Source organism: Geodermatophilus sp. SYSU D00710 (genome assembly GCF_054050195.1).
Map to the genome: position 1 here is coordinate 22,688 of NZ_JBJGYX010000029.1, position 25,983 is coordinate 48,670.

At 76.4% G+C, this 25,983-nt stretch carries 27 protein-coding genes and 1 pseudogene; 9 read left to right on the forward strand and 19 right to left on the reverse strand.

What is annotated here, in order from left to right; all coding sequences use genetic code 11:
- Positions 1-3: 3 nt before the first annotated feature.
- The 4 genes from ACI78U_RS14495 to ACI78U_RS14510 are packed head-to-tail and all read right to left on the reverse strand — an operon-like array spanning position 4 to position 4,578.
- On the reverse strand, positions 4-528 hold the full coding sequence (locus tag ACI78U_RS14495) for a hypothetical protein (protein WP_456876028.1): 525 nt from the start codon (positions 526-528) through the stop codon (positions 4-6).
- Between the two features lie 19 nt (positions 529-547).
- Positions 548-955 (reverse strand): hypothetical protein, encoded by a 408-nt coding sequence (locus ACI78U_RS14500; protein WP_456876029.1) that lies wholly within the window; start codon positions 953-955, stop codon positions 548-550.
- 39 nt (positions 956-994) lie between these two features.
- Positions 995-2,806, reverse strand: coding sequence for an ABC transporter ATP-binding protein (locus tag ACI78U_RS14505; RefSeq protein WP_456876030.1), 1,812 nt, complete (start codon positions 2,804-2,806; stop codon positions 995-997).
- On the reverse strand, positions 2,803-4,578 hold the full coding sequence (locus ACI78U_RS14510; protein WP_456876031.1) for an ABC transporter ATP-binding protein: 1,776 nt from the start codon (positions 4,576-4,578) through the stop codon (positions 2,803-2,805). Before ACI78U_RS14510 ends, ACI78U_RS14505 begins: the two co-directional genes overlap by 4 nt.
- Before the next feature lie 114 nt (positions 4,579-4,692).
- On the opposite strand from ACI78U_RS14510, the gene ACI78U_RS14515 reads away from it, so the two are divergent.
- Positions 4,693-5,334, forward strand: a complete 642-nt coding sequence (locus ACI78U_RS14515; protein ID WP_456876032.1) for a TIGR03085 family metal-binding protein — start codon at positions 4,693-4,695, stop codon at positions 5,332-5,334.
- Here ACI78U_RS14515 and hisF read toward each other — a convergent pair.
- From hisF to priA, 3 genes are read right to left on the reverse strand one after another with little or no spacing between them, the layout of a single operon-like run.
- Entirely contained in the window at positions 5,327-6,121 is a 795-nt protein-coding gene (gene hisF / locus ACI78U_RS14520; RefSeq protein WP_456876033.1) for an imidazole glycerol phosphate synthase subunit HisF, read from the reverse strand. The genes ACI78U_RS14515 and hisF overlap by 8 nt on opposite strands.
- Positions 6,118-6,504, reverse strand: a complete 387-nt coding sequence (locus ACI78U_RS14525; RefSeq protein ID WP_456876034.1) for a RidA family protein — start codon at positions 6,502-6,504, stop codon at positions 6,118-6,120. The genes hisF and ACI78U_RS14525 overlap by 4 nt, the downstream gene beginning before the upstream one ends.
- The gene (priA, locus tag ACI78U_RS14530; protein ID WP_456876035.1) at positions 6,501-7,235 is read right to left on the reverse strand and encodes a bifunctional 1-(5-phosphoribosyl)-5-((5-phosphoribosylamino)methylideneamino)imidazole-4-carboxamide isomerase/phosphoribosylanthranilate isomerase PriA; all 735 of its coding nucleotides are present in this window, start codon (positions 7,233-7,235) and stop codon (positions 6,501-6,503) included. The genes ACI78U_RS14525 and priA overlap by 4 nt, the downstream gene beginning before the upstream one ends.
- Positions 7,236-7,293: 58 nt before the next feature.
- On the opposite strand from priA, the gene ACI78U_RS14535 reads away from it, so the two are divergent.
- Positions 7,294-7,920, forward strand: a complete 627-nt coding sequence (locus tag ACI78U_RS14535) for a nitroreductase family protein (RefSeq protein ID WP_456876036.1) — start codon at positions 7,294-7,296, stop codon at positions 7,918-7,920.
- Positions 7,917-8,672 (forward strand): SDR family NAD(P)-dependent oxidoreductase, encoded by a 756-nt coding sequence (locus ACI78U_RS14540; protein WP_456876037.1) that lies wholly within the window; start codon positions 7,917-7,919, stop codon positions 8,670-8,672. Before ACI78U_RS14535 ends, ACI78U_RS14540 begins: the two co-directional genes overlap by 4 nt.
- A gap of 6 nt (positions 8,673-8,678) precedes the next feature.
- Here the strand turns inward: ACI78U_RS14540 and ACI78U_RS14545 are convergent, their stop codons facing one another.
- Positions 8,679-9,080: a VOC family protein gene (locus ACI78U_RS14545; RefSeq protein ID WP_456876038.1), complete on the reverse strand. Its 402-nt coding sequence runs from the start codon at positions 9,078-9,080 to the stop codon at positions 8,679-8,681.
- Between the two features lie 106 nt (positions 9,081-9,186).
- On the opposite strand from ACI78U_RS14545, the gene ACI78U_RS14550 reads away from it, so the two are divergent.
- Entirely contained in the window at positions 9,187-10,143 is a 957-nt protein-coding gene (locus ACI78U_RS14550; RefSeq protein WP_456876039.1) for a helix-turn-helix transcriptional regulator, read from the forward strand.
- A 28-nt stretch (positions 10,144-10,171) separates the two neighbouring features.
- Here ACI78U_RS14550 and ACI78U_RS14555 read toward each other — a convergent pair whose 3' ends face one another.
- Entirely contained in the window at positions 10,172-10,483 is a 312-nt protein-coding gene (locus tag ACI78U_RS14555; protein ID WP_456876061.1) for a hypothetical protein, read from the reverse strand.
- A gap of 343 nt (positions 10,484-10,826) precedes the next feature.
- A pseudogene (locus ACI78U_RS14560) lies at positions 10,827-11,345 on the reverse strand (DUF222 domain-containing protein); the annotation flags it as partial.
- On the opposite strand from ACI78U_RS14560, the gene ACI78U_RS14565 reads away from it, so the two are divergent.
- Entirely contained in the window at positions 11,344-11,622 is a 279-nt protein-coding gene (locus ACI78U_RS14565; protein ID WP_456876062.1) for a hypothetical protein, read from the forward strand. The pseudogene ACI78U_RS14560 and the gene ACI78U_RS14565 overlap by 2 nt on opposite strands.
- 140 nt (positions 11,623-11,762) lie before the next feature.
- On the opposite strand, the gene ACI78U_RS14570 is transcribed toward ACI78U_RS14565, so the two are convergent.
- Positions 11,763-14,036: a M28 family peptidase gene (locus tag ACI78U_RS14570; RefSeq protein ID WP_456876040.1), complete on the reverse strand. Its 2,274-nt coding sequence runs from the start codon at positions 14,034-14,036 to the stop codon at positions 11,763-11,765.
- A gap of 63 nt (positions 14,037-14,099) precedes the next feature.
- On the opposite strand from ACI78U_RS14570, the gene ACI78U_RS14575 reads away from it, so the two are divergent.
- Together ACI78U_RS14575 and ACI78U_RS14580 are read left to right on the forward strand one after the other, a co-directional pair.
- Entirely contained in the window at positions 14,100-15,134 is a 1,035-nt protein-coding gene (locus tag ACI78U_RS14575) for a molybdopterin-dependent oxidoreductase (protein ID WP_456876041.1), read from the forward strand.
- 95 nt (positions 15,135-15,229) lie between these two features.
- Positions 15,230-15,466 (forward strand): hypothetical protein, encoded by a 237-nt coding sequence (locus ACI78U_RS14580; RefSeq protein WP_456876042.1) that lies wholly within the window; start codon positions 15,230-15,232, stop codon positions 15,464-15,466.
- A 17-nt stretch (positions 15,467-15,483) separates the two neighbouring features.
- On the opposite strand, the gene hisH is transcribed toward ACI78U_RS14580, so the two are convergent.
- The gene (gene hisH, locus ACI78U_RS14585) at positions 15,484-16,119 is read right to left on the reverse strand and encodes an imidazole glycerol phosphate synthase subunit HisH (protein WP_456876043.1); all 636 of its coding nucleotides are present in this window, start codon (positions 16,117-16,119) and stop codon (positions 15,484-15,486) included.
- Between the two features lie 81 nt (positions 16,120-16,200).
- On the opposite strand from hisH, the gene ACI78U_RS14590 reads away from it, so the two are divergent.
- A complete protein-coding gene (locus tag ACI78U_RS14590; RefSeq protein ID WP_456876044.1) occupies positions 16,201-16,911 on the forward strand; it encodes a hypothetical protein in 711 nt (236 codons plus the stop codon).
- Here ACI78U_RS14590 and ACI78U_RS14595 read toward each other — a convergent pair.
- From ACI78U_RS14595 to hisD, 5 genes are all read right to left on the reverse strand, one after another.
- Positions 16,874-17,317, reverse strand: coding sequence for a nucleotidyltransferase family protein (locus tag ACI78U_RS14595; RefSeq protein WP_456876059.1), 444 nt, complete (start codon positions 17,315-17,317; stop codon positions 16,874-16,876). The genes ACI78U_RS14590 and ACI78U_RS14595 overlap by 38 nt on opposite strands.
- A gap of 132 nt (positions 17,318-17,449) precedes the next feature.
- Complete coding sequence (locus tag ACI78U_RS14600) at positions 17,450-17,626, reverse strand: hypothetical protein (protein WP_456876045.1); 177 nt, start codon at positions 17,624-17,626, stop codon at positions 17,450-17,452.
- Complete coding sequence (gene hisB, locus ACI78U_RS14605; protein WP_456876046.1) at positions 17,627-18,223, reverse strand: imidazoleglycerol-phosphate dehydratase HisB; 597 nt, start codon at positions 18,221-18,223, stop codon at positions 17,627-17,629.
- Between the two features lie 5 nt (positions 18,224-18,228).
- The gene (locus tag ACI78U_RS14610) at positions 18,229-19,332 is read right to left on the reverse strand and encodes a histidinol-phosphate transaminase (protein ID WP_456876047.1); all 1,104 of its coding nucleotides are present in this window, start codon (positions 19,330-19,332) and stop codon (positions 18,229-18,231) included.
- A complete protein-coding gene (gene hisD / locus ACI78U_RS14615) occupies positions 19,329-20,633 on the reverse strand; it encodes a histidinol dehydrogenase (protein ID WP_456876048.1) in 1,305 nt (434 codons plus the stop codon). The genes ACI78U_RS14610 and hisD overlap by 4 nt, the downstream gene beginning before the upstream one ends.
- 108 nt (positions 20,634-20,741) lie before the next feature.
- Here hisD and ACI78U_RS14620 point away from each other — a divergent pair, with 108 nt between their 5' ends.
- Complete coding sequence (locus ACI78U_RS14620; RefSeq protein WP_456876049.1) at positions 20,742-21,635, forward strand: LON peptidase substrate-binding domain-containing protein; 894 nt, start codon at positions 20,742-20,744, stop codon at positions 21,633-21,635.
- Between the two features lie 72 nt (positions 21,636-21,707).
- Here the strand turns inward: ACI78U_RS14620 and ACI78U_RS14625 are convergent, their stop codons facing one another.
- Together ACI78U_RS14625 and dnaE are read right to left on the reverse strand one after the other, a co-directional pair.
- Positions 21,708-22,316, reverse strand: coding sequence for a hypothetical protein (locus ACI78U_RS14625; protein ID WP_456876050.1), 609 nt, complete (start codon positions 22,314-22,316; stop codon positions 21,708-21,710).
- A 59-nt stretch (positions 22,317-22,375) separates the two neighbouring features.
- Positions 22,376-25,954, reverse strand: a complete 3,579-nt coding sequence (gene dnaE, locus ACI78U_RS14630) for a DNA polymerase III subunit alpha (protein WP_456876051.1) — start codon at positions 25,952-25,954, stop codon at positions 22,376-22,378.
- Between the last annotated feature and the right edge of the window lie 29 nt (positions 25,955-25,983).

The window sequence follows — 25,983 nt, forward strand, 5'->3', positions numbered from 1 at the left end:
ACGCTAGCCGCCGCGGGGTCCGGCGCGGCGCGGACGGGCCGCCGACGGCGGCGGTGTCCCCCGCCGGGGGCGGGTCCAGTCCCGGATCGGGCGGCGCACCGCGAGCACCAGGCAGCCCACCGGGCCGACGAGGAGCAGCAGTGCCCACCCGACCGAGCGGCCGTCCCCGAGGACGCCGAAGAGGAACGCGACGCCGAGCAGCAGCAGGACCGACGGGACGGTGGCGAGGGTCAGCACCAGCCAGCCCCGGCCCCGGCCGAGCAGCACCAGGACCGCGCCCACCACCGCGAGCAGCGCCAGCCCGGCCGGGGTGAGCACGAACCAGTCCCAGCCCGGTTCGGGGGCCCACAGCAGCCAGGCGAGGTAGAGGTCCTCGGCGGCGACCAGCAGCCCGAAGACCGCGGCGAACGGCGCGGTCAGCGGGCGGACGCGCGCCGGCCGGGACGGGGACCGGGCGGGGGCCGGCGGCGCGGCCGCGGCCCGCGGGGACCGCCGGGGCGCCGCGCGGCGGGACGGCGACGACGGCACGCTGCGCGGACCCGGCCGGTCAGGCCGCGGGCCGGCGCCGGGCGTCGCGCGCCTCGGCCAGCCAGCGGCCCACGGCCGGGGTCATCGCCAGCCCGGCGGCCAGCACCGGGCAGAGCGCCAGGACGAACGGGCCCGGGCCCACCGGCTCGCCGACCGACCGGGCGGTGGCCACGACCAGACCCGCCACGCCGATCGCGAGCAGCGCCGAGAGCACCAGGGGCACCCGGCCGCGCCGCAACAGGAACCAGGTGAGGGCGAACAGCTGCAGGAAGGGCGGGACGACGAGCAGGACCAGCGTGACCCACTCGCGTCCGGCGTCGGCCTGCAGCCCGCCGAGCGCCCAGACCAGGAACGCCACGATCGCCAGCGGCAGCACGCCCAGCCCCGCGAGGACGGCGGCGGCGACGGCCGGCACGGGGATCCTCATGCGGCGCAGCCTAGAAGGGAGCGTCGCCCGCCCGGGGGATCAGCCGACGCGCTCGGGCGCCGCGGCCGAGGACCGCCGCCACGAGGCGTGCAGCCGGGCGTAGGGCCCGACGGCGTCGACCAGGTCGGCGTGCGCCCCGCGCTGGACCACCCGTCCGGCGTCGACGACGAGCACCTCGTCGGCCCGCTCGGCGGTGGAGAGCCGGTGGGCGATGGTCAGCGTCGTCCGGCCCTCGGTGAGCCGGTCGAGGGCGTGGGTGAGCCGCCGTTCGGTGGCCGGGTCGACCGCGCTGGTGGCCTCGTCGAGGACGAGCAGGTCGGGCGCGGCGACGTGCGCGCGGGCGATGGCGACCAGCTGCCGCTCCCCCGCCGACAGCGAGTCGCCGCGCTGGCCCACCGAGGTCGCGACGCCGTCGGGCAGGCCCGCGAGCCAGGCGCCCAGGCCCAGCTCGTCGAAGGCCGCCGTCACCTCGGCGTCGGTGAGGCCCGGCCGGCCGTAGCGGACGTTGTCGGCGACGGTCGCGTCGAACAGGAAGCCGTCCTGGGGCACCATGCCGACCCGCCGGCGGAGCGAGGCGAAGGCGACGTCGGTCAGCGGCACCCAGCCGGCGGCGTCCGAGCCGAGCAGCACCCGCCCCTCGGTGGGGTCCATGAGCCGGGTGACCAGCTTGGCCAGCGTCGTCTTCCCGGAGCCGGTCTCGCCGACGACGGCGTAGCTGCGGCGCGGCGCCAGGGTGAGGTCGACGTCCTGCAGCGCGGGGCGCGCGCCCTCCGCGTAGCGGAAGGCGACGTGCTCGAGCCGCACGCCCAGCGGCCCGGGCGGCAGGTCGAGGGCGGTGCCGCCGGCGGCGGGGTCGCGGACGTCGGGCTCGGTGTCGAGGACGTCGAGCACCCGGCGGAACCCGGCGAGGGCGTTCTGCGCCTCGTTGAGGACCTCGCTGGCCATCTGCACCGGCGCGACGAACAGCGTGACCAGGAACAGGAAGGCGATCAGCGTGCCGGCGCTGATCTGGCCGGCCAGGCCGAGCAGCACGCCGACGACCACGACGGCGGCGTTGGCGAGCGCGGCGATGAACTCGCCGCTGACGAACACCGCGGCGGTGACCTTCTGGGCGTCGACCTGGGCGCGGTAGTGCCGGCCGATGGACCGGTCGAGCCGGGCGGCGGTGCGCTCGCGGATGCCGTAGGCGCGCACGGTCGGGGCGCCCACGACGGACTCCGAGATCGCGGCCAGCACGTCGCCGACCCGCTCGCGGACCACGCCGTAGGCCACGGCCAGCCGTTTGGCGAACCAGCGGACGGCGAAGCCCAGCGGCACGAAGCAGACCAGCACCAGCAGGGTGAGCTGCCAGGAGTAGACGAACATGACCGCGGTGGCCACGATCAGCTGGCCCAGGCTGACCACGCCGAGGACGCCGCCCCACTGCATGAACGTCGACAGCTGGTCGACGTCGCTGGTGACGCGGGAGACCAGCGAGCCGCGGCGCTGCCCCTGCTGGTGCAGCACCGACAGGTCGTGCACGTGCCGGAAGGCGCGCGAGCGCAGCCCGGCCAGCGCCGTCTCGGTGGTGCGGAACAGCCGCACGTTCATCCGGTAGACGGCCACGCCGGTGAGCAGCACGACGGCGGCGCAGACGAGCACCAGCGTGCGGACCAGGTCGAGGTCGGGGCCACCGGGGGCGAGCAGGCCGCGGTCGACCACCTGCTGGACGGCGATCGGCACGACCACGCGCCCCGCCGTGGCGACCAGGGCCAGGGCGAAGGTGGCCGGCAGCCCGCGGCGGAACTCCGGCATCGCGCGCAGTCCCCGCCCCAGGGTGGCGAAGGCACCCTCGCGCTCCTGCCCGCTCACGCCGCCACCTCCGCCTGCGAGTAGGCCCGCACGAGCGCGGCGTAGCCGGGCACCGTGGCCAGCAGCTCCTCGTGGCTGCCGCGCGCGGTGACCCGCCCGCCCTCGAGCCAGACCACCTCGTCGGCCAGCGCGATCGTGGCCTGCCGGTAGGCGACGACCACCACGGTCGAGGGGCGGTCGGCCGAGCGCAGCGCGTCGAGGATGCGGGCCTCGACGGCGGGGTCGACGGCGCTGGTGGCGTCGTCGAGGACGAGCAGCCGGGGCCGGCGGACGACGGCGCGGGCCAGCGCGATCCGCTGCCGCTGGCCGCCCGAGAGGGTGGCGCCGCGCTCGCCGACCCGGGTGTCGAGGCCCTCGGGCAGCCGGTCGACGAAGTCCTCGGCGGCGGCCACCCGCAGCGCCGCCCGGACCTCCTCGTCGGTGTGGTCGCCGCCCAGGGTGACGTTGCCGCGCACCGTGTCGTCGAACAGGAAGGTGCCCTGCGGCACGAAGGCGGCCTGGGCGCTGACCTCGCCCTCCCGCAGCCGGCGCAGGTCGACCCCGTCGAGGAGCACCTCGCCGTCGGCCGGGTCGACCAGCCGGACGAGCAGCCCGGCCAGCGTGGACTTGCCCGAGCCGGTCGGCCCGACGACGGCGACCGTGCTGCCGGCCGCGACGTCGAAGGTGACGCCGGAGAGCACCGGCCGGGACGCGCCGTCGAAGGCGTGGTCGACCGCCCGCAGCGCCAGGCCCGCGCCGCCGTCGCCGCGGACGGCGGTCTCGGCGCCGTGCGGCGTCTCCCCGGTGGCGTCGAGGACCGGGGTGACGCGGTCGAAGCCGGCCAGGGCGCGCGGCAGGTCGGCGAGCACCCAGCCGATCGCGCGGATGGGCAGCGCGAGGAGGGTGAACAGGTAGGCGATGCTCACCAGGTCGCCGGGGTCGGTGCCGCCGCCGGCGACCCGGCCGGCGCCGACGAGCAGCACGGCGAGGGTGCCGAGGTTGGGCAGCGCCTCCATCAGCGGGTCGAACAGCCCGCGCACCCGGCCGACGGCGACCAGCCCGTCGCGCAGCTCGAGGGCGCGCTGGGTGAACCGGGCGCTCTCGACGTCCTCGCGGCCGAGGGTCTTGACCACCAGGCCGGCGTCGAAGCTCTCGTGCGCGATCTCGCTGACCTCGGCGCGCAGCTGCTGGGCCCGGCGCATCCGCGGGCTCATCACCTGCGAGTAGACGACGTTGACGGCGAAGACCAGCGGGAAGACGACCAGGCCGACGAGGGCCAGCAGCGGGTCGGTGACCACGAGCGCGACGACGGTGATGGCGATCATCACCAGCGCGCCGCAGGCGAAGGGCAGCGGGGAGACGAAGAACCAGGCGGCCTCGACGTCGGAGTTCGCGTTGGACAGCAGCTGGCCGGTCGGGTGGCGCTGGTGCCAGGACAGCGGCAGCCGCAGGTACTGGGCGGTGACCCGGCGGCGGTAGTCGGCCTGCAGGCGGTAGGCCATGATCCCGGCGAACAGCCGGCGGCCGAGGATGCCGAGGATCTTGAGCAGCGCGACGGCCAGCACGACCGCGACCGCGAGGGTCAGGGCGCCGGCGGTGGTGTCGCCCTCGTCGAAGGCCGGCAGCACCACCCGGTCGGTGACCTCGCCGACCACGTAGGCCGACAGCACGGTCATCGCGCCGTAGAGGCTGCTGGCCAGGACGGCGAGGGTGAACATGCCCGGCTGCTCGGCGATCGCGCGGCCGACGTGGCGCAGTCCCCGCCGGACGACGGCGTCTCGGGCGGGGGGCACGGGTCTCCTCGGGATCGGGCGGCGGCAGCCTGCCGCGTACTTAGGCACGCTAACCGATCGGCGACGGTCGGGCCGCCGGGTTTCCGGGGAGCGCACCGTCGGTAACCCGCCGCGGTGACCGATGCTTCCCGCCCGTTCGCCGCCCGCGAGCGCGCGGCCCTCGCCGACCTGCTCGACGACCTCGGACCCGGCGCCCCGACCTGCTGCGAGGGGTGGACGACGGCGCACCTGGCGGCTCACCTGGTCACCCGCGACCGGCGACCCGACGCCCTGCCCGGCTACGTGCTGGAGCGCACCCCGGTCGGCGACCGGGCGCACGCCTACTCGGCCCGGCTGGAGGACCGGCTGCGCGCGTCGACCCCCTATCCCGAGCTGGTGGCCCGCGTCCGGCAGGGCCCGCCGCCGTGGCTGCCGACGAGCTGGGCGCCGGTGGCGGCGCTCGTGGACAGCGCCGAGTTCGCGATCCACCACGAGGACGTGCGCCGCGCCCAGCCGGGCTGGGAGCCGCGGGCGCTCCCGCTGGCCGACGCCGACCGGCTGTGGACCGCGGCGCAGCTGTTCGCCCGCGCCGTCGCGCCGCGCTACCCCGGCGGGCTGGTGCTGCAGCGCAGCGACGTCCCCGGACCGGGCAAGCGGATCCGCGCCGGTTCGGTGGTCACCACCGTCGAGGGCGAGCCGCTGGAGGTGCTGCTGTGGGCCGCCGGGCGCCGCGGCGTCGCCCGGGTCGCCGTCCGGGACGGGGCGCCGGCTAGCTGAGCGGCGTGTCCGACGCCGTCCGCACCGGGACGCCGGCGCCGGCCAGGGCGGCCTTGACGTCGCCGATGCGCAGGGTGCCGAAGTGGAAGACGCTGGCGGCGAGCACCGCGTCGGCACCGGCCTCGACGGCGGGCGGGAAGTGCTCGATCGCGCCCGCGCCGCCGCTGGCGATGACCGGCACGGACACCTCGCGGCGCACCGCGCGGATGAGCTCGGTGTCGAAGCCGGCTCGGGTGCCGTCGGCGTCCATGGAGTTGAGCAGCACCTCGCCCACGCCGAGCGCGGCGGCCTGGACCACCCACTCGACGGCGTCCCGGCCGGTGCCGCGGCGGCCGCCGTGCGTGGTGATCTCGAAGCCGGAGTCGGTGACCGCGCCGTCGCGCACCCGGCGGGCGTCGAGGGAGAGCACGAGCACCTGGTTGCCGAAGCGGTCGGCGATCTCGCCGATCAGCTCCGGGCGGGCGACGGCGGCGGTGTTGACCGCGACCTTGTCCGCACCGGCGCGCAGCAGCCGGTCGACGTCGTCGGCGCTGCGCACGCCCCCGCCGACGGTGAGCGGGATGAACACGCTCTCGGCGGTGCGGCGGACGACGTCGTAGGTGGTCTCGCGGTCCCCGGAGCTGGCGGTGATGTCGAGGAAGGTGAGCTCGTCGGCGCCCTCGGCGTCGTAGACCCGCGCCATCTCGACCGGGTCGCCGGCGTCGCGCAGGTCGACGAAGTTGACCCCCTTCACCACCCGGCCGGCGTCGACGTCCAGGCACGGGATCACCCGCACGGCGAGGCTCACGGGACCCTCACCGCGTCGGCCTCGACCTCGACGAGCATGTCGGGGTGCAGCAGGGAGGCCACGCCGACCATCGCGCTGGCCGGCCGGACGGCGCCGAAGACCTCGCCGTGCACCCGCGCGACCTCCTCCCAGCGGGAGGTGTCGGTGACGTACATGCGGGTGCGGACGACGTCGGCGGCGGTGAGGCCCGCGCTCTCCAGCGCGTCGACCAGCACACCGAAGGCGACCCGGGCCTGCGCGGCCACGTCACCGGGGTGCACGACCGCGCCGTCGACGGTGGCGGTGCAGCCGCTGACCCAGGCCTGGTCCCCCACCACCACGACCCGGCTGTAGCCGACGAGCTCCTCCCAGGGCCCGCCGGAGCCGATGCGCCGCACGGTCACGCCGCGGCCTCCCGGGTGACCGCGAGGGCCTCGGGGAGCGTGAACGCGCCGGCGTAGAGGGCCTTGCCGACGATGGCGCCCTCGACGCCCACCGTGGTCAGCCCGGCCAGCGCCCGGACGTCGTCGAGCGAGCTGACCCCGCCGGAGGCGACCACCGGCCTCGGCGTGGCGGCGCAGACGTCGCGGAGCAGGTCGAGGTTGGGGCCGCGCAGGGTGCCGTCCTTGGTGATGTCGGTGACCACGTAGCGGGCGCAGCCCTCGGCGTCGAGGCGGGCGAGGGTCTCGAAGAGCTCGCCGCCCTCGCGGGTCCAGCCGCGGGCGGCCAGCCGGGTGCCGCGCACGTCGAGGCCGACGGCGATGCGGTCACCGTGCTCGGCGATGGCGCGGGCGCACCACTCGGGCGACTCCAGCGCGGCGGTGCCGAGGTTGACCCGGCGGCAGCCGGTGGCCAGGGCCGCGGCCAGCGACTCGTCGTCGCGGATGCCGCCGGAGAGCTCGACGTCGACGTCGAGCGCGCCGACGACGCGGGCCAGCAGCTCGCGGTTGCTGCCCCGGCCGAAGGCGGCGTCGAGGTCGACCAGGTGCACCCACTGGGCGCCGTCGCGCTGCCACTGCAGGGCGGCGTCGAGCGGGTCGCCGTAGGAGGTCTCGCTGCCGGCCTCCCCCTGGACGAGACGGACGGCCTGGCCGTCGGCGACGTCGACGGCGGGGAGCAGCTGGAGGGTCGGCACGCACCCAGCCTAGGGACCGGCGCGCTGTGGCCCGCCCCACCCGGGGCAGGCTGCGGGGGTGGAGTTCGCCGACGTCGTCCGCAGGCGCCGCATGGTGCGCGACTACGACCCCGACCGGCCGGTGCCGCCCGAGGTGCGGGAGCGGCTGCTCGAGCACGCGACCCGGGCGCCGTCGGCCGGGTTCACCCAGGGCTGGGCGTTCCTGGTGCTCGAGTCGGCGGCCGACCGGGAGCTGTTCTGGTCGGTGACGGCGGGGCCGGGCGCCCCGGACGGCTGGCTGACCCGGATGCGGCGGGCGCCGCTGCTGGTGGTGCCCCTGTCGTCGAAGGACGCATACCTCGACCGCTACGCCGAGCCGGACAAGGGCTGGACCGACCGGGACCCTGCCGGTGTCGCTGCCCGCTGGCCGGTGCCGTACTGGGACGTCGACGCCGGGATGGCCGCGCTGCTGATGCTGCTGACCGCCGTCGACGAGGGGCTCGGCGCCTGCCTGTTCGGCGTCCCCGCGGAGCGGGTGGACGCCTTCCGGGCCGCGTTCGGCGTGCCGCCCTCGCACCGCCCGGTCGGGGTGGTGTCGGTCGGCTACCCGGGCAGCGAGGACCGGCGCTCGCCGTCGCTGCGGCGCGGCCGGCGCGGGCTCGACGAGGTGGTGCACCGGGGCCGCTGGTTGACTCCCGGCCCGTGACCTCCTCCCGCGCCGTGCTCGTGACCGGTGGCTCCCGCGGCATCGGCCGCGCGATCGCCCGCGCCTTCGCCGAGCGCGGCGACCGGGTGGCCGTCCACTTCGGCGCCTCCCGCGACCGGGCCGAGGCCGTCCTCGCCGAGCTGCCCGGCACCGGCCACGCGCTGGTGCAGGCCGACATGGCCGACGCCGCGGCGGTGGGCTCGATGGTCGACGACGCCGCCGGCGCCCTGGGCGGGCTGGACGTGCTGGTGAACAACGCCGGCGTGTTCGTCGCCTCCCCGCCGCTCACCTCCTCCTACGAGGAGTGGCAGCGGGTGTGGGCCGGGACGCTCGCGGTGAACCTGGCCGGGGCGGCCCACGCCACCTTCCGCGCGGTCCCGCACCTGCGCGCGGCCGGCGGGGGTGCCGTGGTGAACGTGTCCAGCCGCGGGGCCTTCCGGGGCGAGCCGGACAACCCGGCCTACGGCGCGTCGAAGGCGGGCCTCAACGCCTTCGCCCAGTCGATGGCGCTGGCGCTCGCGCCCCTGGGCATCTCGGTGACCGCCGTGGCGCCGGGCTTCGTGCAGACCGAGATGGCGCGGGAGGTGCTCGACGGCCCCGGCGGGGACGCCGTGCGCGCGCAGTCACCGTTCGGCCGGGTGGCGCGGCCGGAGGAGGTGGCCTCGGCGGTGGTGTGGCTGGCCTCGCCGGAGGCGCGGTTCAGCACGGGGACGATCGTCGACGTCAACGGCGCGTCCTACCTGCGCAGCTGACCCCGGTCAGCCGCCGTGGGCGGCCGCCCAGTGCGGGCTGGTGATGAGGCCGAGCAGGTTGCCGAACGGGTCGGCGACGACGGCGGTGCTCCAGCCCTCGCCGCGCACGGTCGGCGGCTGCACGACGGTGGCGCCGGCGGTCTCCAGCCGGTGCACGACGGCGGGCAGGTCGTCGACGTGCCAGTGGACGACGACGCCGGCCGGCTGCCCCACGGGCCAGGTCGCGTAGCGGGCGTCCATGATGCCGAGCTCGTCCTCGTCGTCGCCGATGCGGAACTCGACGTAGGCCGGCGGCCCCTCGACCGGGCGGACGAAGTAGGGCTCGACGCGGAGCACGTCGGCGTACCAGCGCACCGCGGCGGGCACGTCCTCGGCGGTCAGGGTCACGGTGGCCAGGCCTCGGAGCACGGGAGGTTCCTTCCGTCGGTCGGGGCGCTGGCTGCGTCCCGCTGGATCCCATGCTCCGGGGAGAAGTACTCACCTCCTGAGCACTTTCCGCGGCATCCTCGGCGGCATGCGCGCCGACCGGCTCGTCGCCGCCCTCCTGCTGCTGCAGGCCCGGGGCCGGGTCACCGCAGCCTCGCTCGCCCGGGAGCTGGAGGTCTCGGTGGCGACCGCGCGGCGGGACCTGGAGGCACTCTCGGCCGCGGGGATCCCGGTCTACCCGCAGGCCGGCCGGGGCGGGGGGTGGCAGCTGATCGGTGGCGCCCGCACCGACCTGAGCGGGCTGACCGCCCCGGAGGCCCGGGCGCTGTTCCTGCTGCTCGGCCCAGCCTCCTCGGCCGCGCCCGCCGCCCGTTCCGCGCTCCGCAAGCTGCTGCAGGCCCTGCCCGGTGCGTTCCGCACGGACGCCGCGGCCGCCGCCGAGGCGGTCGTCGTCGACCCCGCCGGCTGGGGCGAGCGGGCACGGGAGCTCCCGGAGGTGGCGCTGCTGATGGACGCCGTCGTCGGGCGGCGGGTGGTCGAGTTCGACTACACCGGCCGCGGCGCCGCCCCGACCCGCCGGCGGGCCGAGCCGTGGGGGCTCGTGGACAAGGACGGCACCTGGTACCTCGTGGCGGGGACCCCCGCCGGTCGGCGCACATTCCGGGTGGACCGGATCGGCGCGCCGGTCGTGACCGGGGAGGTGTTCGAGCGGCCGGTGGACCTCGACCTGCCCCGTGCCTGGGACGAGGTCGCCGGAGAGGTCGAGCGGCTCCGGTCACTGGTGACGGCGACGGTGCGGGCGCCCGCCCACCTGGCGGCGGTGCTCGCCGACCGGTTCGGCCGGCACTGCGCCGTCGTGGGCGGACCGGACGGCGACGGGCGCGTGCAGCTGCGGGTCGCCGCCCACACCGTCCGCTCGGTCGCCGAGCAACTCGCCGGCTTCGGCGCGGCCGTCGAAGTGGTGGAACCGACCGCGGTGCGCGCCGAGCTGGCCGCCATCGGAGCGGAGCTGGTCCGGCGCCACGGGGCCGGGCCGCACGGTTGAGGAGGCCGGCTGAGCCGGCGCTTCCCGCTCAGAACGGGCAGGCGGTGTCGGGCGGCGGATCGGCCCCCGCGGTCGCGCCGGGAGGTGCGCCGGCCCGGACCGGCGGGACGTCGACGACCCGCGGCGGATCGGTGACCCGGGTGACGCCCGAGGGCGTGGTCACCTCGAGCCGCCCGCCGCGCAGCAGCCGGAAGCACCAGCCGGGGGCGTGGGTCTTCAGCCGGTGGTGCCGGCGGCACAGGCAGCAGAGGTCGTCGCAGCCCGTGGCGCCGGCCGGCCAGGGGTGCAGTGGTCGAGGTCGGTGCGGCCCACCCGCCGGTTGCAGTGCGGATGGCGGCACCGGCGGTCGCGGACCGCCACGAACCGGCGGGGGCCGGCGCGGGGACGGTGGTGCGGGGTGTCCGGCGGCCGGCGCAACCCCCATCGCGGGCGCCCCGCTCCACCGCCCGCCGGGTGCCCACGGCGACCAGGTCACCGGCCCGGTCGTGGACGGCGAACTCCAGCGTGCCGCCGTCCGGGCGTTCCAGCCCGAGCGCGCCGACCTCGGCGAGCAGCGCCCGGCACTGCGCGGCGCTGACCGGGTGCCCGTCGACCTCGCCCGGCTCGTCCCCGCCGCCCAGCGTCGACAGGCTCGCGTGCACGACGAGCACGACGCTGATCGCCGGACGCCGGGCCCAGGGCCGCAGGACGAGGTCGCGGAACACCTCGGTGCGCAGCTGCCCGACCGGCCGGTCGTCGCCACCGTCACGGAGCTGGCGCGCCCAGGCGTCGATCGCCGTCCCGCACGCCGCGGCCTCGGCCAGCGGCAGGTCGGCCACCAGCCGGGCCATGCCGTCCCCGGTCGGCCACCAGCGGACGCCGGCGGCGGCCCGCGCCCGGCGGTGCCGCCGCTCGCGGGCGTCGGCGTCCAGCCGGTCGATCCGGCGGCGGAGGGCGGCGCGGAGCCGGGCCGGCGTCTGTCCAGCCGCGCCCGGCAGCACGTCGGACTCGACCCGCGCGGCCAACGCCTGGTCCAACGGCTCGAGCAGGTCGAAGACCGCCTCGGCGCGCTCCTCGTCGATCTCGCCGCGACGCAGCGCCTCGAGAGTGGCCGGGAACCGGCGGGTGAGCGCCGGCGACGTCCGGACCAGCCGTCCGACCCGGCGCTCGCCGTAGGGGTGCACCAGGCCGAGCTCGCAGGGCAGCCACTCGCTGACGTCCATGACCTCGGGCACGGTGACCCCGGGCACGGCACCCTCGGGCACGGCACCCTCGGCCGGCCGCTGCGCGGCCAGGAGGCCGACCAGCTCGGCCCGTTCCGCGGCCAGCGCGGCCGCGCGGCGCTCGGCGAGCTGGACCAGCCGGACCACCCACCGGTCGGGCAGCACCGCTCGCTCGGGACTGCCCGGCGGGCACGCGGCGGCCATGAACTCGTCGGTGGAGGGCAGCGGGCCGATCGCGGCGAACAGCTCGTCGCGGGACACCGGAGTGCCGTCGTAGGGGAAGCAGCCGAGGGACCGGAACGTCCCGTCGGTCGCCTGCTCCGCCACTTCGTACACGTGTTCGATCACAACCGACCCGCGGCCACTCGGCGAGGCATATCCCCAGGTGAGGAGGCCGTCCACAGATCCCGCGGACGCCTAGCCGAGGTCGGTCGTCGCTCCCACGAGCACCACGTCCGAGCCCAGTGCGCCGGCCGCGTCCACCCCCGGCGGGCGCGGCTCGAGACCCGGCAGCCCGGTCAGCCCGTCGCTGCCGTCGACCACCCGCAGCCGCAGCGGCCCAGCGTCCTCCACCGTGACCGTCAGCTCCACCCCGCCGGGCGGCGGCGCGTGGAAGGTCAGCCGCAGCCGGTCCTCCCCCAGCGCCCGGGCCGGGACGTCACGCGCCCCGGCCCGGGCCGACACCACCCGCCCGCCGCCGCCGTCCAGGTCGAGGGCGACCAGCCGGACGGCGCGTTGCGGCCGCACCCGCACGGTCACGGTCCGGGCGCCCTCGGCCACCCGGTCGTCGAGCACCTCCACGGCCGCCGCCGGCAGGTCGGCGACCTCCGCGGGCGCGGCCGCCACCGGGCCGCCCAGGTACGGGTAGTGGTGCGGCAGCGTCCGCGACGTGCCGACGTGGCGCGCGGTGTACTCCCCCGGCCGCTCCTCGGTGCTCACCAACCACGCCTCGCCGGTGTCGGCCTCGAGCGCGTACGCCAGCCGGCTGGGCACGGGGTGCTGCTGGTCGAACCGGTCCACGGCCAGCCCGACGGCGGTCAGCAGCACGGCGAGCCCCGCCGCCGCCGCGGGCACGGCGACCGACCGCAGAGCGCCCCCGCCGGGCGGGAACAGCTCCTCCCACACCGGCAGGAGCACCAGCGCGAGGACGGCGGCGACCGCGGCCGGCACGGCACCGGCCGCGAGCCCCGACGCCGGGAACGCCAGCAGCAGCACCGGGGCGAGCACCCCGACCGCGACGCTGCCGGCCAGGGCGGCGCCCACGAGCCGCGCGCGGTCGGGCAGCAGCCCGGCGAGCACCCCCGCGAGCGCCGGCAGCGCCGCCGCGTACGACGCCCCCGGCGCCCGCGCGGCCAGCCCGACCGCGAGCACGGCGAGCACCACCAGCGCCCCGGTCCGCAGCGCGGCCGCGCCCAGCCGCCGGCGCAGCAGCCCGTACCAGCCGAGGACCACCACGGCGACGACGGCGACCGCCGCCAGCCGGAACCAGCCCGGACGCCACGGGTCGGCCATCGCGGCGTACCCCGGCCGCAGCACCACCAGCAGCCGCCAGAGCCCGGCCACCGCGAGCGGGGCGAGCACCACCGGCACGAGCGACGCCGCGGCGCCGAGCAGCGTCCGGGACGGCGGCGACCCCCGCCGCCGGTCCAGCGCAGCGAGCAGCGCCACCCCCAGCACCGCGGCGCCCGCCAGCGGCCACACCGGCGTCCCGGGGTAGCCCGCCGATCCCCACGGCACCGGGAACCACGTGGCGCGGGCGTCCCCTGGCCGGTCCGTGGTGGTCAGGTCGGCGTCGCCGAGCTCGCGGGCCAGTGTCAGCGTGGCGTCCCCGAGCGACTGGAGGGTGCCCGGGTCCAGCCGCGACGGCGTGTCCTGCGGGGTGCCGGAACCCGCGGCGCCGTCGACGGCGGCGAGGGTCAGCCCGGGCGCGGCGGGCAGCGCGCCGCGCCCGGTGCCGCCCGGCAGCTCGCGGTACAGCTCGACGGCGGCGCTGCTGCCGACCGCCGAGCGCGCAGCCGGACCCGGCGACGTCGCCAGCACCACCGCCGGGCCGCCGGCGCCGCGGACGTCGAGGTCGAGCACCACCCCGTCCCCGCTCGCCAGCGGGTGGCTGGCCGCGAACGCCTCGGCACCGCACCCGCAGGCCTGCCCGCCGTCGGCGACCACCACGACGACGTCGTTGCGCAGCGGCTCCCCCGCACGCAGCGCCCGCGCGGTCTCGACCACCACGGCCACGCCGGCGGCGGAGCCGGCGCCGGGACCGGTGGGCGCGGAGTCCGACGAGGCGGTGAGCACCAGCCGGCCGGTGGGGTCGGTGCCCGGCAGGACCGCGACGACGTTGCGCACCCGTGCCAGGTCGGCGGCGCCCGGTCCGGTCACCCGCGTCCCGACGGCGTTCTGCACGCGGGTGTCGAGCCCGAGCCCGCCGAGGGTCGCGACCAGCCCGTCGACGACGCGGTCCTGGGCGGGGCTCCCGGTCACGTGCACCTCGGCGGCCACCGCCTCCACGTGCGCGGCCGCGCGGGCGGCGCTGAACGACGTCGGCGGCGCGTCGGCCGGCGCCGGGTCCGGCGGCTGCAGCGCCAGCACGCTCCAGGCGGCCAGCGCCGCCAGGAGGACCAGGACGACGAGCGCGCCACGGCGCCGCCCGCGGTGCTCGGGCGCCGGCGCGGACGGGCGCGACGCGGGCAACGGGCCTCCTCGACCGGGTGCGGGACCGGGTCACCGTAGGGGCGCGGGGAGGACACTCCGGGGATGCCGGCCGGTGCGTTCCCCCGTCGCGCCGGGCGTCGCACGAACCTCGGCCTGCTGGCGCTGCTGGTGGTCGCGGGCACCACCGGCGTGCTGGCCTTCGGCGTCGGCACGCCGCTGCCGTCCCGCCTCGTCGCCGCCGCGCACGGGGCCGCGGGCCTGGGCCTGCTGCTCCTCGTGCCGTGGAAGACCGTCGTCGTGCAGCGCGCGAGGCGCCGGACCCGCGCCCGGCGCGACCCCGCCGTCGCCTGGGCACTCGCCGTGCTCCTGGCACTCACCGTCGGAACCGGCGTCCTGCACAGCGCGGCGGGCACCACGGTGGCCGGGGTGGGCGTGCTGCAGGTGCACGTGGCCGCGGGCGTCGGCACCGGCCTGCTGGTGGTCCTGCACGCCGTCGGCAGCCGGCAGCGGCCGCGGCGTGCCGACGTCTCCCGGCGGGCGCTGCTGCAGGCCGGCGGCCTGGCGGCCGGCGCGGTCGCGCTGTGGGCCGCGGTCGAGGGCGGCCTGCGGCTCACCGGGGCGCCCGGCGCGCGGCGGCGGGCCACCGGCTCGCACGAGCGCGGCAGCGGCGACCCGTCGGCGATGCCGGTCACCCAGTGGTTCACCGACACCGTGCCGGCCGACGCCGGGGACGCGCTCGAGCTGGTCGCCGGTGGCCGCACCACCCGGCTGCGCGCGGACGACCTGGACCGCGGCGACACCCTCACCGCCGTCCTCGACTGCACCGGCGGCTGGTACGCCGAGCAGGAGTGGCGCGGGGTGCGGCTGGACCGGCTGCTCGCCGGCCGGGACCTGCCCGAGGGCGGCAGCGTGGACGTCGTGTCGGTGACCGGCTACCGGCGGCGGCTGCCGCTGGCCGACGCGGGGTCCCTGCTGCTGGCCACCCACTGCGCGGGCCGGCGCCTGTCGGCCGGGCACGGCGCACCGGTGCGGTTGGTCGCGCCGGGCCGGCGCGGCTACTGGTGGGTGAAGTGGGTGCGGCGGGTGGAGGTGGTCGACGCGCCGTGGTGGGCGCAGCCGCCGGTCCCGCTGCAGTGAGAGGGGACCCCGCCGCTCCGGACGTGTACCAGACGCCCCTCCCCCGCCGTCCTCAGGACCGACGACCCCGCTGCGGCGCCGGAGGAGGGTGGGCCATGGGCAGGCTGCTCCTGTGGACCGGGTTGGCGGTGCTCGTGGTCGGGCTCGGGGTGCTCGTCCTGCTCCCCACCGGTCCCGACTGCCCGTACGCGGTCGGCGCCGACCTCCTGGCCGGCGCCTGCGAGCAGGCGCGGCGGGCCCAGGAGACGAAGGCCACCGCGCACTGGGTGGCCGCGGGCGGCGGTTGGGTGTCGGGGGTCGGAGCACTCATCCAGGCGGTCAGGGAGCGCTGACCGACGGGGGTCCCCCCTCAGATTGTGGCGAGCCAGTTGGTGAGCAGCTGGGCGCCGGCGTCACCGCTCTTCTCCGGGTGGAACTGGGTGGCCGACAGGGCGCCGTTCTCCACCCCGGCGACGAAGCGGTCGCCGTGCTCGGCCCACGTCACCTTCGGCGGCGCCAGCGGACCGGGGCGGCCGTCCTGGCCGAGGGTGAACTCGCGGACGCCGTAGGAGTGCACGAAGTAGAAGCGCTCGCCGGCCAGCCCGTCGAAGAGCACGGTGTCGCGGGGCGTCTCCACGGTGTTCCAGCCCATGTGCGGGAGCACCGGCGCCTTCAGCTGCTCCACCGTGCCCGGCCACTCCCCGCAGCCCTCGACGTCGTGGCCGTGCTCGACACCGCGCTCGAAGAGCACCTGCATGCCCACGCAGATGCCCAGCACCGGCCGCCCGCCGGCCAGCCGGCGGCCGATGGTGCGCGGCCCGTCGACGGCGCGCAGCTCGCGCATGCAGTGCGCGAAGGCGCCGACGCCGGGGACGACGAGGCCGTCGGCGTCGAGCGCGGCCTGCCGGTCGGCGGTCACGGTGACGTCGGCGCCGACGCGGGTCAGCGCCCGCTCGGCCGACCGCAGGTTGCCCGAGCCGTAGTCGAGGACGACCACCTTCTTCACGCCTGCCACGGTACCGAGCAGCGCGCCCGGGACCGGCCGTGTTCCCCGGCACCCCCGCCCGGGCCCGGACGTTGCCCGGGCGTGGACAGCGACGACCTGCGCCGGGCCGCCGTGGTCGCCGGGGTCCTGGGCGGTCTGGTGAGCGGGGCGACCGGGGACTACGGCGACGCCGAGGAGAGCGACAGCCGGGTGCTGCCGGCGGACTGGGCCTTCGGGATCTGGTTCCCCGTCTACGCCGGCTCACTGGCCTACGCCGCCGAGACCGCCCGCCCCTCCCGCCGCCGGGACCCGCTGCTGCGCCGGACCGGCTGGCCCGCCGCGGCGGCCTACGCGCTGGCGGGCACCTGGGTGCGGCTGCGGCCGCGGCAGCAGGTCCCCGTGGTGGCCGCCACGATGGCGGCGGCGGCGCTCGCCCACACCCGGGCCGGCGCCGGGCCCGCGCGCCCCGCCGACCGCTGGACGGTGCGCTTGCCGCTGGGCCTGTTCGCCGGCTGGCTGACGCTGGCCTCCGTGGCCGCGCCCACCGAGGTGCTGCTGGCCGAGGGGGTCCGGCCCGGCCCGCGCGCCGCCGACGCCTGGGGTGTGGCGATGACCGGCGCCGCCGCCGCGATCGCCTCGGCGGTCGCCCGCGGCATCCCGTCGTCGCGGGGCTACCCGGCCGCCGTCGTGTGGGGGCTGGTGGCGGCGGCGGTGCGCAACGCCATGGCGGGCCGTCGGGTGCCGGCCGCGGCGGCCGCGCTCGCGGCCGGTGCCGTCACCGCGGCGGGCTCGCGTCCCACGGCAGCACGGTGAGCTCGGGCCACACCGCCTGCCAGCGGGCGGCCTTGGTCTCGTAGACCTCGCGGGGCGCCGGGCTCGCCGGGTTGGGCCGCACCACCAGGTCGAACAGGTCGTCGAGGCCGAAGGGGGCGTACAGGCGCGGGCCGCCGTCGGCCACGGTCACGCCCACCGCGCAGCAGGGGGCGGCGAAGGCGTCGATCGCCTGGGCACAGTTCCCGAACGGCTCCGGCGCGGCGGTGCCGAAGCGGTCGGCGTACCACAGGTGCACCCGCGCCTGGTTGCGGATCTCCACCGGCACGGGCAGGCCGGCGAACGGGTCCGCGCCGCGGCGGATGACGGCGTCCTCGGCGTCCCAGCCGGTGTCGGCGTCCCAGTAGAAGAGGTCGGCGTCGCGGATGCCGGCACGGCCCCCGTGCAGGGGCCCGGTCCGAGCCTGCGAGGGCTGGGGGCAGGGGGGTCCTTCGTCAGTCGGCGAGGCCGAGGGACGGCGCGCGGTCGAGCACGGCCGCCACCGTCGGGTCGGCGAGGACCAGCCCGAGGAACCGGTCGCTCAGATCAACCGGAGGATCCCCGAGACGGTCGCCAGGAGCGCCGCCACCAACAGCACGACGGCGAAGAGGACCTGCGGGCCGGTCCGTCCCTTGGTGTCGTGGTCGGCCCGCCAGATGCTCCACGCCCCGCCGAGCAGGAAGCCGCCGAAGACGACGAGGACGACGCCGGAGGTCACCTAGAGCGCGCCCTTGGTGGAGGGGACGCCGGTGGTCCGCGGGTCGAGGGCGACGGCGGTGCGCAGCGCCCGGGCCAGCGCCTTGAACTGGCCCTCGACGATGTGGTGGGCGTCGCGGCCGGCGTAGAGCACCCGCACGTGCAGGGTGATCCGCGCGTTGAAGGCGAACGACTCGAGCACGTGCTTGGTCAGCGACGTCGGGTAGTCCGGCCCGATCATCGGCGTCATGGTCTCGGGCTCGGCGTGCACGAAGTACGGCCGGCCGGACAGGTCGACGGCGGCCTCCACGAGCACCTCGTCCATCGGCACCGTGGCGTCGCCGTAGCGGGTGATGCCCTTCTTGTCCCCCAGCGCCTCGCCGAAGGCCTGGCCGAGCGCGATGGCGACGTCCTCGACGGTGTGGTGGGCGTCGATGTGCAGGTCGCCGTCGGCCTGGACGGTCAGGTCGATGCCGCTGTGCTTGGACAGCGCGGTGAGCATGTGGTCGTAGAAGCCGACGCCGGTGCTGATCGAGCTCTTCCCGGTGCCGTCGAGGTCGAGCTCGACGACGAGCTTGGTCTCGCTGGTGGTGCGCTCCACGCGGGCGGTACGGCTCATGGGTCTCAGTCTCCCAGGCGGTGGTCGGGGGCGACCTCACCCAGCGCGGTGAGGAAGGCGTCGGTCTCGGCGGGCGTGCCGGCGGTGACCCGCAGCCAGCCGGGGATGCCGACGTCGCGGACGAGGACGTCGTGCTCGAGCAGTGCCCTCCAGGCGGCCGCGGCGTCGGCGAACCGGCCGAACAGGACGAAGTTGGCGTCGCTGGGGACGCTGGTCAGCCGCAGGGACGGCAGCGTGGCCACGATCCGGTCGCGCTGGTCCTTGACCGCGTCGACGGTGGCCAGCAGCGCGTCGGTGTGCGCCAGCGCGGCCCGCGCGGCGGCCTGCGTCAGCGAGGACAGGTGGTAGGGCAGCCGGACCAGCTGCAGCGCGTCGACGACGGCGGGGTCGGCGGCCAGGTAGCCCAGCCGCAGGCCGGCCATGCCGAACGCCTTGCTCATCGTGCGGCTGACCACCAGCCGCGGCCGGCGCGGCAGCAGGCTCAGCGCCGACGGCGTGCCGGTGCGGGCGAACTCGGCGTAGGCCTCGTCGACGACCAGCACGCCGGCGGTGGCGTCGTAGAGCTCCGCGATCGTCTCCAGCGCGACGGCGGTGCCGGTCGGGTTGTTCGGGCTGGTGACGAAGACGACGTCGGGACCGACCTCGCGCACCTGCGCGGCGGCCTGCGCGGCGTCGATGGTGAAGTCCTCGCGGCGGTGCCCGTCGACCCACGCCGTCCCGGTGCCGGCCGCGATGATCGGGTGCATCGAGTAGGACGGGGTGAAGCCCAGCGCCGTCCGGCCGGCACCGCCGAAGGCCTGCAGCAGCTGCTGGAGGACCTCGTTGGAGCCGTTGGCGGCCCAGACCTGCGCCGGCTCGATGCGCTCCCCGCCTCGGCTCAGGTAGGCAGCGAGGTCGGCGCGCAGGGCGACGGCGTCCCGGTCGGGGTAGCGGTTGAGGTCGACCGCAGCGTGCCCGAGCGCCTCGCCGAGCGTGGCGAGCAGCTCGGCCGGCAGCGGGTGCGGGTTCTCGTTGGTGTTGAGCCGGTGGGTGACCTGCAGCTGCGGGGCGCCGTAGGGCGTGCGGCCGCGCAGCTCCGGCCGCAGCGGGAGCTCGTCGAGGGAGGTCACGGCTGCTGCCGCACCCGGACGGCGGCCGCGTGCGCGGGCAGGTCCTCGGCGTGGGCGAGCGCGTCGACGTGCCCGGCCACCTCGGCGAGGGCCTGCTCGTCGTACTCGACCACGTGGATGCCGCGCAGGAACGACTGCACGCTCAGGCCGGAGGAGTGCCGGGCGCAGCCGCCGGTGGGCAGCACGTGGTTGGACCCGGCGATGTAGTCGCCCAGGGACACCGGCGACCAGGCGCCGACGAACACCGCGCCGGCGTTGCGCACCCGCAGCGCGACCTCGCGGGCGTCCCGGGTCTGGATCTCCAGGTGCTCGGCGGCGTAGGCGTCGACGACCGCGAGGCCGGCATCGACGTCGTCGACCAGCACGATCCCGGACTGGCTGCCCCCGAGGGCGGTGAGGATCCGCTCGGAGTGCTTGGTGGCCGCGACCTGCCCGGGGACCAGGTCGAGGACGGCGTCGGCGAGCTCCTCGCTCGTGGTGACCAGGACCGCGCCGGCGAGCGGGTCGTGCTCGGCCTGGCTGATCAGGTCGGCGGCGACGTGCACGGGGTCGGCGGTGTCGTCGGCGAGGATGGCGACCTCGGTGGGGCCGGCCTCGGAGTCGATGCCGATCAGCCCGCGCAGCAGCCGCTTGGCGGCGGTGACGTAGACGTTGCCCGGCCCGGTGACCATGTCCACCGGCTCGCAGGCGCCCGCGCCGTAGCCGAAGACGGCGATGGCCTGCGCGCCGCCGACGGCGTGCACCTCGGTGACGCCGAGCAGTGCGCACGCGGCCAGCACGCCGGGGTCGGGCAGGCCGCCGTGGTCGCGCTGCGGTGGGGAGGCGACGGCGATCGACTCGACGCCGGCGATCTGCGCGGGGACGACGTTCATCACCACGCTGGACAGCAGCGGCGCCAGCCCGCCGGGCACGTACAGGCCGACACGGCGCACCGGCACCCACCGCTCGGTGACCGTGCCGCCGCGCACCACCTGGGTGGTGACGTCGGTGCGGGCCTGGTCGGCGTGCACCTTCCGGACCCGGGCGATGGACTCCTCGAGCGCGGCCCGCACGTCGGGGCCCAGGCCGTCGAGGGCGGCGCGGATGGCCTCCGGCGGGACGGTGAAGTCCTCGGCGTCGACGCCGTCGAGGCGGGCGGTGATCTCGCGGACGGCCTGGGCCCCGCGGACGCGGACGTCCTCGCACAGCGGCCGCACGGTGGCCAGGACCGAGTCGATGTCGGTGGCCGCCCGCGGCAGCAGGCCGGCCAGGTCGCGGACCCCGGGGAGCGCGGATCCGCGCAGGTCGATGCGGGCGAGCACGGGCGGCCTCCGGGAGTGCGGCGCGGGGGGGGTCGACCCCCCAGGGTAGTGACCGGGCAGGCGCCCGTCGGGAGCGCCCGGGGCACCCGCCGCCCGTAGGCTCCCGGCGTGGGCGACCTCATCCCGCTCTTCCCGCTGGGGACGCCGCTGTTCCCCGGCATCGTGCTGCCGCTGCAGGTGTTCGAGCCGCGGTACCGGGCACTGGTGCGCGACCTGCTGGCCCTGCCGGAGGGAGCGGAGCGGCGCTTCGGGGTGGTCGCGATCCGCCAGGGCTGGGAGGTCGAGCGGGTGGCGCCGGCCGAGGCGCTGTTCGACGTCGGCTGCACGGCGCTGGTGCAGGCGGTCCGGCCGCAGCCCGACGGCACCTTCGCCGTCGTCACCGTGGGCGGTGAGCGGTTCCGGCTGCTCGACGTCGTCGTCGGCGGCCGGGCCGGGGACGACGGGGACGGGGACGCCGCCGGGGACGACCCGCCCTACCTGCGGGCCGAGGTCGAGTGGCTGGCCGACGAGGAGGCCGCCGAGGAGGCGGCGGGCGACCAGGAGACGGTCGCCGACCCGGCGGCCGGCGCGGGCGCGGCACCGGACGGAGGGGTCGACGAGGGCCTGGCCGCCGAGGTGGCGCGCGGGTCGCTGGCCCTGCTCGAGCGCGGCGTGGGCGGGCTGTTCACCCGGTACGTCGCCGCGGTCGCCGGGCTGCAGGCGGGTCTGGACACCGACGAGGTGGAGCAGGCCGCGGACCTCGCCGACGCCGGTGAGGACCCGACCGGCGCCGCGGCCCTGCTGGAGGCGGTGGCCGGTGACCCGCGGGCGCTGTCCTACCTGGTCGCCTCGGCGGCGCTGCTGACCACCGAGGACCGGCAGGCGCTGCTCGCGGAGTCGGCGACCCGGCGTCGGCTGGCCGCCGAGATCCGGATGCTGCGCCGGGAGCTGACCCTGCTCGAGACCGTCGGCGCGGTGCCGGCGCCGCCGACGCAGTTCGCCGGGTCGCTGAGCCTCAACTGACGAAGGGCCACCTGTCCCCCCACGCCTCGCTCCGCTCGACGCGGGCCCCTGGGAGATGGCCGGTCCAGCACGTCACCCGCGGCCCAGGTCGTCCCTGGAGGAGAACAGCGCGGCGACGACGTAGACGGCCAGCGCGGCGAACGGGCCGACCGCCAGCGCCGGTGGCGAGGACAGCCGCAGGCCCGACGTGACCCGGGCGCCGACGTCGGCGAGCTGCTCCGCCGTCGGCCCGGGCGCGAGCAGCTCGCCCAGCTGCCAGGCGAGCAGCCCGGCGACGGCGGCGCCCAGGGCGGTGGCCACCAGGACCGCCACCCCCCGCCGCCGGCGCATCGCCCAGGCCAGCCCGCCGGCCAGCAGACCCAGCCCGGCCAGCACGAGGACAAGGACGGAGTCGCCGGCCACCAGCAGCTCCGCCGACGGGCGGCCGACCGGGACCGCGCCCCCCTCGACCACCTCGAAGCGGCCGCGCGGGGCCAGCCACACCCACAGCAGGCCGGCGGGCAGCCCGCACAGCGCGATCAGGCATCCCCAGGCGGTCGCGGGCCGCAGGTCGGTGCGGACCTCGGCCAGGACCTGCCCGGCCAGCGACCGGGCCGGCCGGCCGACGACCGACGGCACGGTCGCCGGCACCGCCGCCGGGCCGGGCAGGGGGCCGTCGGGGACCGGGGCGGGGCTGCTCACGGCTCCCAGTGAACCCCGCGCCCCGGGCTGCCCGCCGTCAGGGGCGCTGCCCGCGGGGCTCACAGCAGCGCGACGCTGGTGGGCCCGAGCAGTGCCTTGATGTCGCCCATGAGCGCGGTGCTCGGCCGCACCCGCAGCCCCTGGTCGAGCCGCAGCACGGTCTCCCGGCCGCCGTTGACCAGCTTGAGGTGGACCTCGGTGGTGCCCGGGTGGCTGCCGAGCACCTCCCGCAGCCGCTCGACCACCGGCGGGGTGCAGCGGGCAGCGGCCATCGACACCAGCACCGGCCCGCGCGGGCCCTCGGTGAGCTCGGGGATGGTCACCTCGGAGCCGAACAGCGAGGGCTGGTCGTCGCGCCGGCTGATCCGGCCCTTGACCACGACGATCTGGTCGCGGACGACCTTCTCCGAGACCTCCGCCCACGTCTTGGGGAAGAACAGCACCTCGATGCCGGACTCGAGGTCCTCCAGCGTCGCGATGGCCCAGGGCGCGCCCTGCTTGTTCGTCCGCGGGGCGACCGAGGTGAGGATGCCGGCGATGGTGACGTTGGCGCCGTCCTCCACGCCACCGGCGTTGATCTCGGCGATCGGGGTGTCGGCGTTGGCCGCGAGCACGTGCTCGACGCCGTGCAGCGGGTGGTCGGAGACGTAGAGGCCGAGCATGTCGCGCTCGAAGACCAGCCGCTCGGACTTCGACCAGTCCGCCGTCGGGACGGCGATGTCGAGCGCCCCGCCGAAGGGGTCGTCGTCGCCGGCGTCGGCGCCGAAGCTGCCGAACAGGTCGAACTGCCCCTCGGCCTCCTTGCGCTTCAGGGCCATCGCGGCGTCGACGGCCTGGGCGTGGATGGCGGCGATCCCCTGGCGTGAGTGGCCCATCGAGTCGAACGCGCCGGCCTTGGCCAGCGACTCGATCACCTTCTTGTTGCAGGCGACGGTGTCGATCTTGCGCATGAAGTCGGCGAAGTCCTTGAACGCGCCCTTCTCCTCGCGCGCCCGGACGATCGACTCGACGACGTTGTGGCCGACGTTGCGCACCGAGGCGAGCCCGAAGCGGATGTCGGTGCCGACGGCGGTGAAGTCCCAGGAGGACTCGTTGACGTCGGGCGGGAGCACCTTGATGCCCATCCGCCGGCACTCGGCCAGGTAGACCGGGCGGCGGTCCTTGTCGTCGCCGACGCTGGTGAGCAGGCCGGCCATGTACTCGGCCGGGTAGTTGGCCTTGAGGTAGGCGGTCCAGTACGAGACCAGGCCGTAGGCGGCCGAGTGCGCCTTGTTGAACGCGTAGTCGGCGAAGGGGACGAGGATGTCCCACAGCGTCTTGATCGCCGCGTCGGAGTAGCCGCGCTCCTTCATGCCGGCCTCGAACCCGACGAACTCCGCGTCGAGGACCGACTTCTTCTTCTTGCCCATGGCGCGGCGCAGCAGGTCGGCCTTGCCGAGGGAGTAGCCGGCGACCTTCTGTGCGATCGCCATGACCTGCTCCTGGTACACGATCAGGCCGTAGGTGCCGCCCAGGATCTCCTCGAGCGGCTCGGCCAGCTCGGGGTGGATCGGCGTGATCTCCTGCTGGCCGTTCTTGCGCAGCGCGTAGTTGGTGTGCGAGTTCGCACCCATCGGGCCGGGCCGGTAGAGCGCGCCGACGGCGGAGATGTCCTCGAAGTTGTCCGGCCGCATGAGCCGCAGCAGCGAGCGCATCGGCCCGCCGTCGAACTGGAAGACGCCGAGGGTGTCACCGCGGGCCAGCAGGTCGTAGGTGGCCTTGTCGGTGAGGTCCTTGCTGATCTCGTCGAGGTCGATCGGCTCCTTGCCGTTCGCGACGATGTTGCGCAGCGCGTCGTCGATGACCGTGAGGTTGCGCAGGCCCAGGAAGTCCATCTTCAGCAGGCCGAGCGTCTCGCAGGTCGGGTAGTCGAACTGCGTGATGATCGCGCCGTCGTTCTCCCGGCGCATGATCGGGATCGAGTCGATCAGCGGGTGGCGGCCGATGATGACGCCGGCCGCGTGCACGCCCCACTGCCGCTTGAGGCCCTCGAGCTTGCGCGCCTGGTCGACCACCTCGGCCGCGCCCGGGTCGGACTCGTACCGGGCGCGGAACTCCGCGGCCTCCTTGTACCGGGGGTGGGCCGGGTCGAAGACGCCCGACAGCGGGATGCCCTTGCCCATGACGTCCGGGGGCATGAGCTTGGTCAGCTCGTCGCCGACCGAGTAGGGGCGGTCGAGCACCCGCGCGGCGTCCTTGATCGCGGCCTTGGCCTTGATGGTGCCGTAGGTGACGATCTGGCTGACCCGCTCCTCGCCGTACTTCCGCGAGACGTACTGGATGACCTCGCCGCGCCTGCGGTCGTCGAAGTCGATGTCGACGTCGGGCATGGACACGCGCTCGGGGTTGAGGAAGCGCTCGAAGATCAGCCCGTGCTGCAGCGGGTCGAGGTCGGTGATGCCCATGGCGTAGGCGGCCAGCGAGCCCGCCGCCGAGCCGCGTCCGGGACCGACGCGGATGCCGTTGTCCTTGGCCCAGTTGATGAAGTCGGCGACCACGAGGAAGTACCCCGGGAAGCCCATCTGGGTGATGATCCCGACCTCGTAGTCGGCCTGCTTGCGCACGTGGTCGGGGATGCCGTTCGGGTAGCGCTTGTGCAGGCCCCGCTCGACCTCCTTGACGAACCAGGAGGTCTCGTCCTCCCCCGGCGGCAGGGGGAACCGCGGCATGAGGTCGGCACCCTCGGTGAAGGTCACCTCGCACTGCTCGGCGACCAGCAGCGTGTTGTCGCACGCCGCGGCGAGGTCACCGGTGAACAGCGCCCGCATCTCGGCGGCGCTCTTGAGGTAGTAGCCGTCGCCGTTGAACTTGAAGCGGTTGGTCTCGTTGAGCCGCGACCCGGTCTGGATGCACAGCAGGGCGTCGTGGGCCTCGGCGTCCTCCTTGTGCGTGTAGTGCAGGTCGTTGGTGGCCAGCAGCGGGATGCCGAGCTCCTGCGAGATCTGCATCAGCTGCGGGCGGGTCTTCTGCTCGATGGACAGGCCGTGGTCCATCAGCTCGGCGTAGAAGTTCTCCTTGCCGAAGATGTCCTGGAAGTCGGCCGCGGCCTGCCGGGCGCGGTCGTACTTGCCCGCGCGCAGCCACATGTTGACCTCGCCCGACGGGCAGCCCGTCGTCGCGATGAGGCCCTTCCCGTAGCGCTCGAGCAGGTCGCGGTCGAAGCGCGGCTTGCGGTACTGCCCCTCGAGGCTGGCCAGCGAGGAGATGCGGAAGAGGTTGTGCATCCCCTCGGTGGTGCGGGCCAGCAGCGTCATGTGCGTGTAGGCGGCCTTGCCGCGGGAGGACCCGCCCTCGCCGTCCTCGTCGATGAGGTTGTCGCCGAAGTCGAAGGGCGCGCGGTCGAACCGGGAACCGGGCGTGTAGTAGCCCTCCATGCCGATGATCGGCTTCACGCCGGCGGCCGTGGCCTGCTTGTAGAAGTCGTAGGCGCCGAACACGTTGCCGTGGTCGGTCATCGCCAGCGCCGGCATGCCGTACTCGGCGGCGGCCTTCGTGACCTCGGGCAGCTTGGCCGCCCCGTCGAGCATCGAGTACTCGGTGTGGACGTGCAGGTGCACGAACGAGTCGTTGCCCGCGGCTCGGCGGTCTGGGCTGCTCACGGTGGTGCGGCGCTCCTCACGGGTCGTGC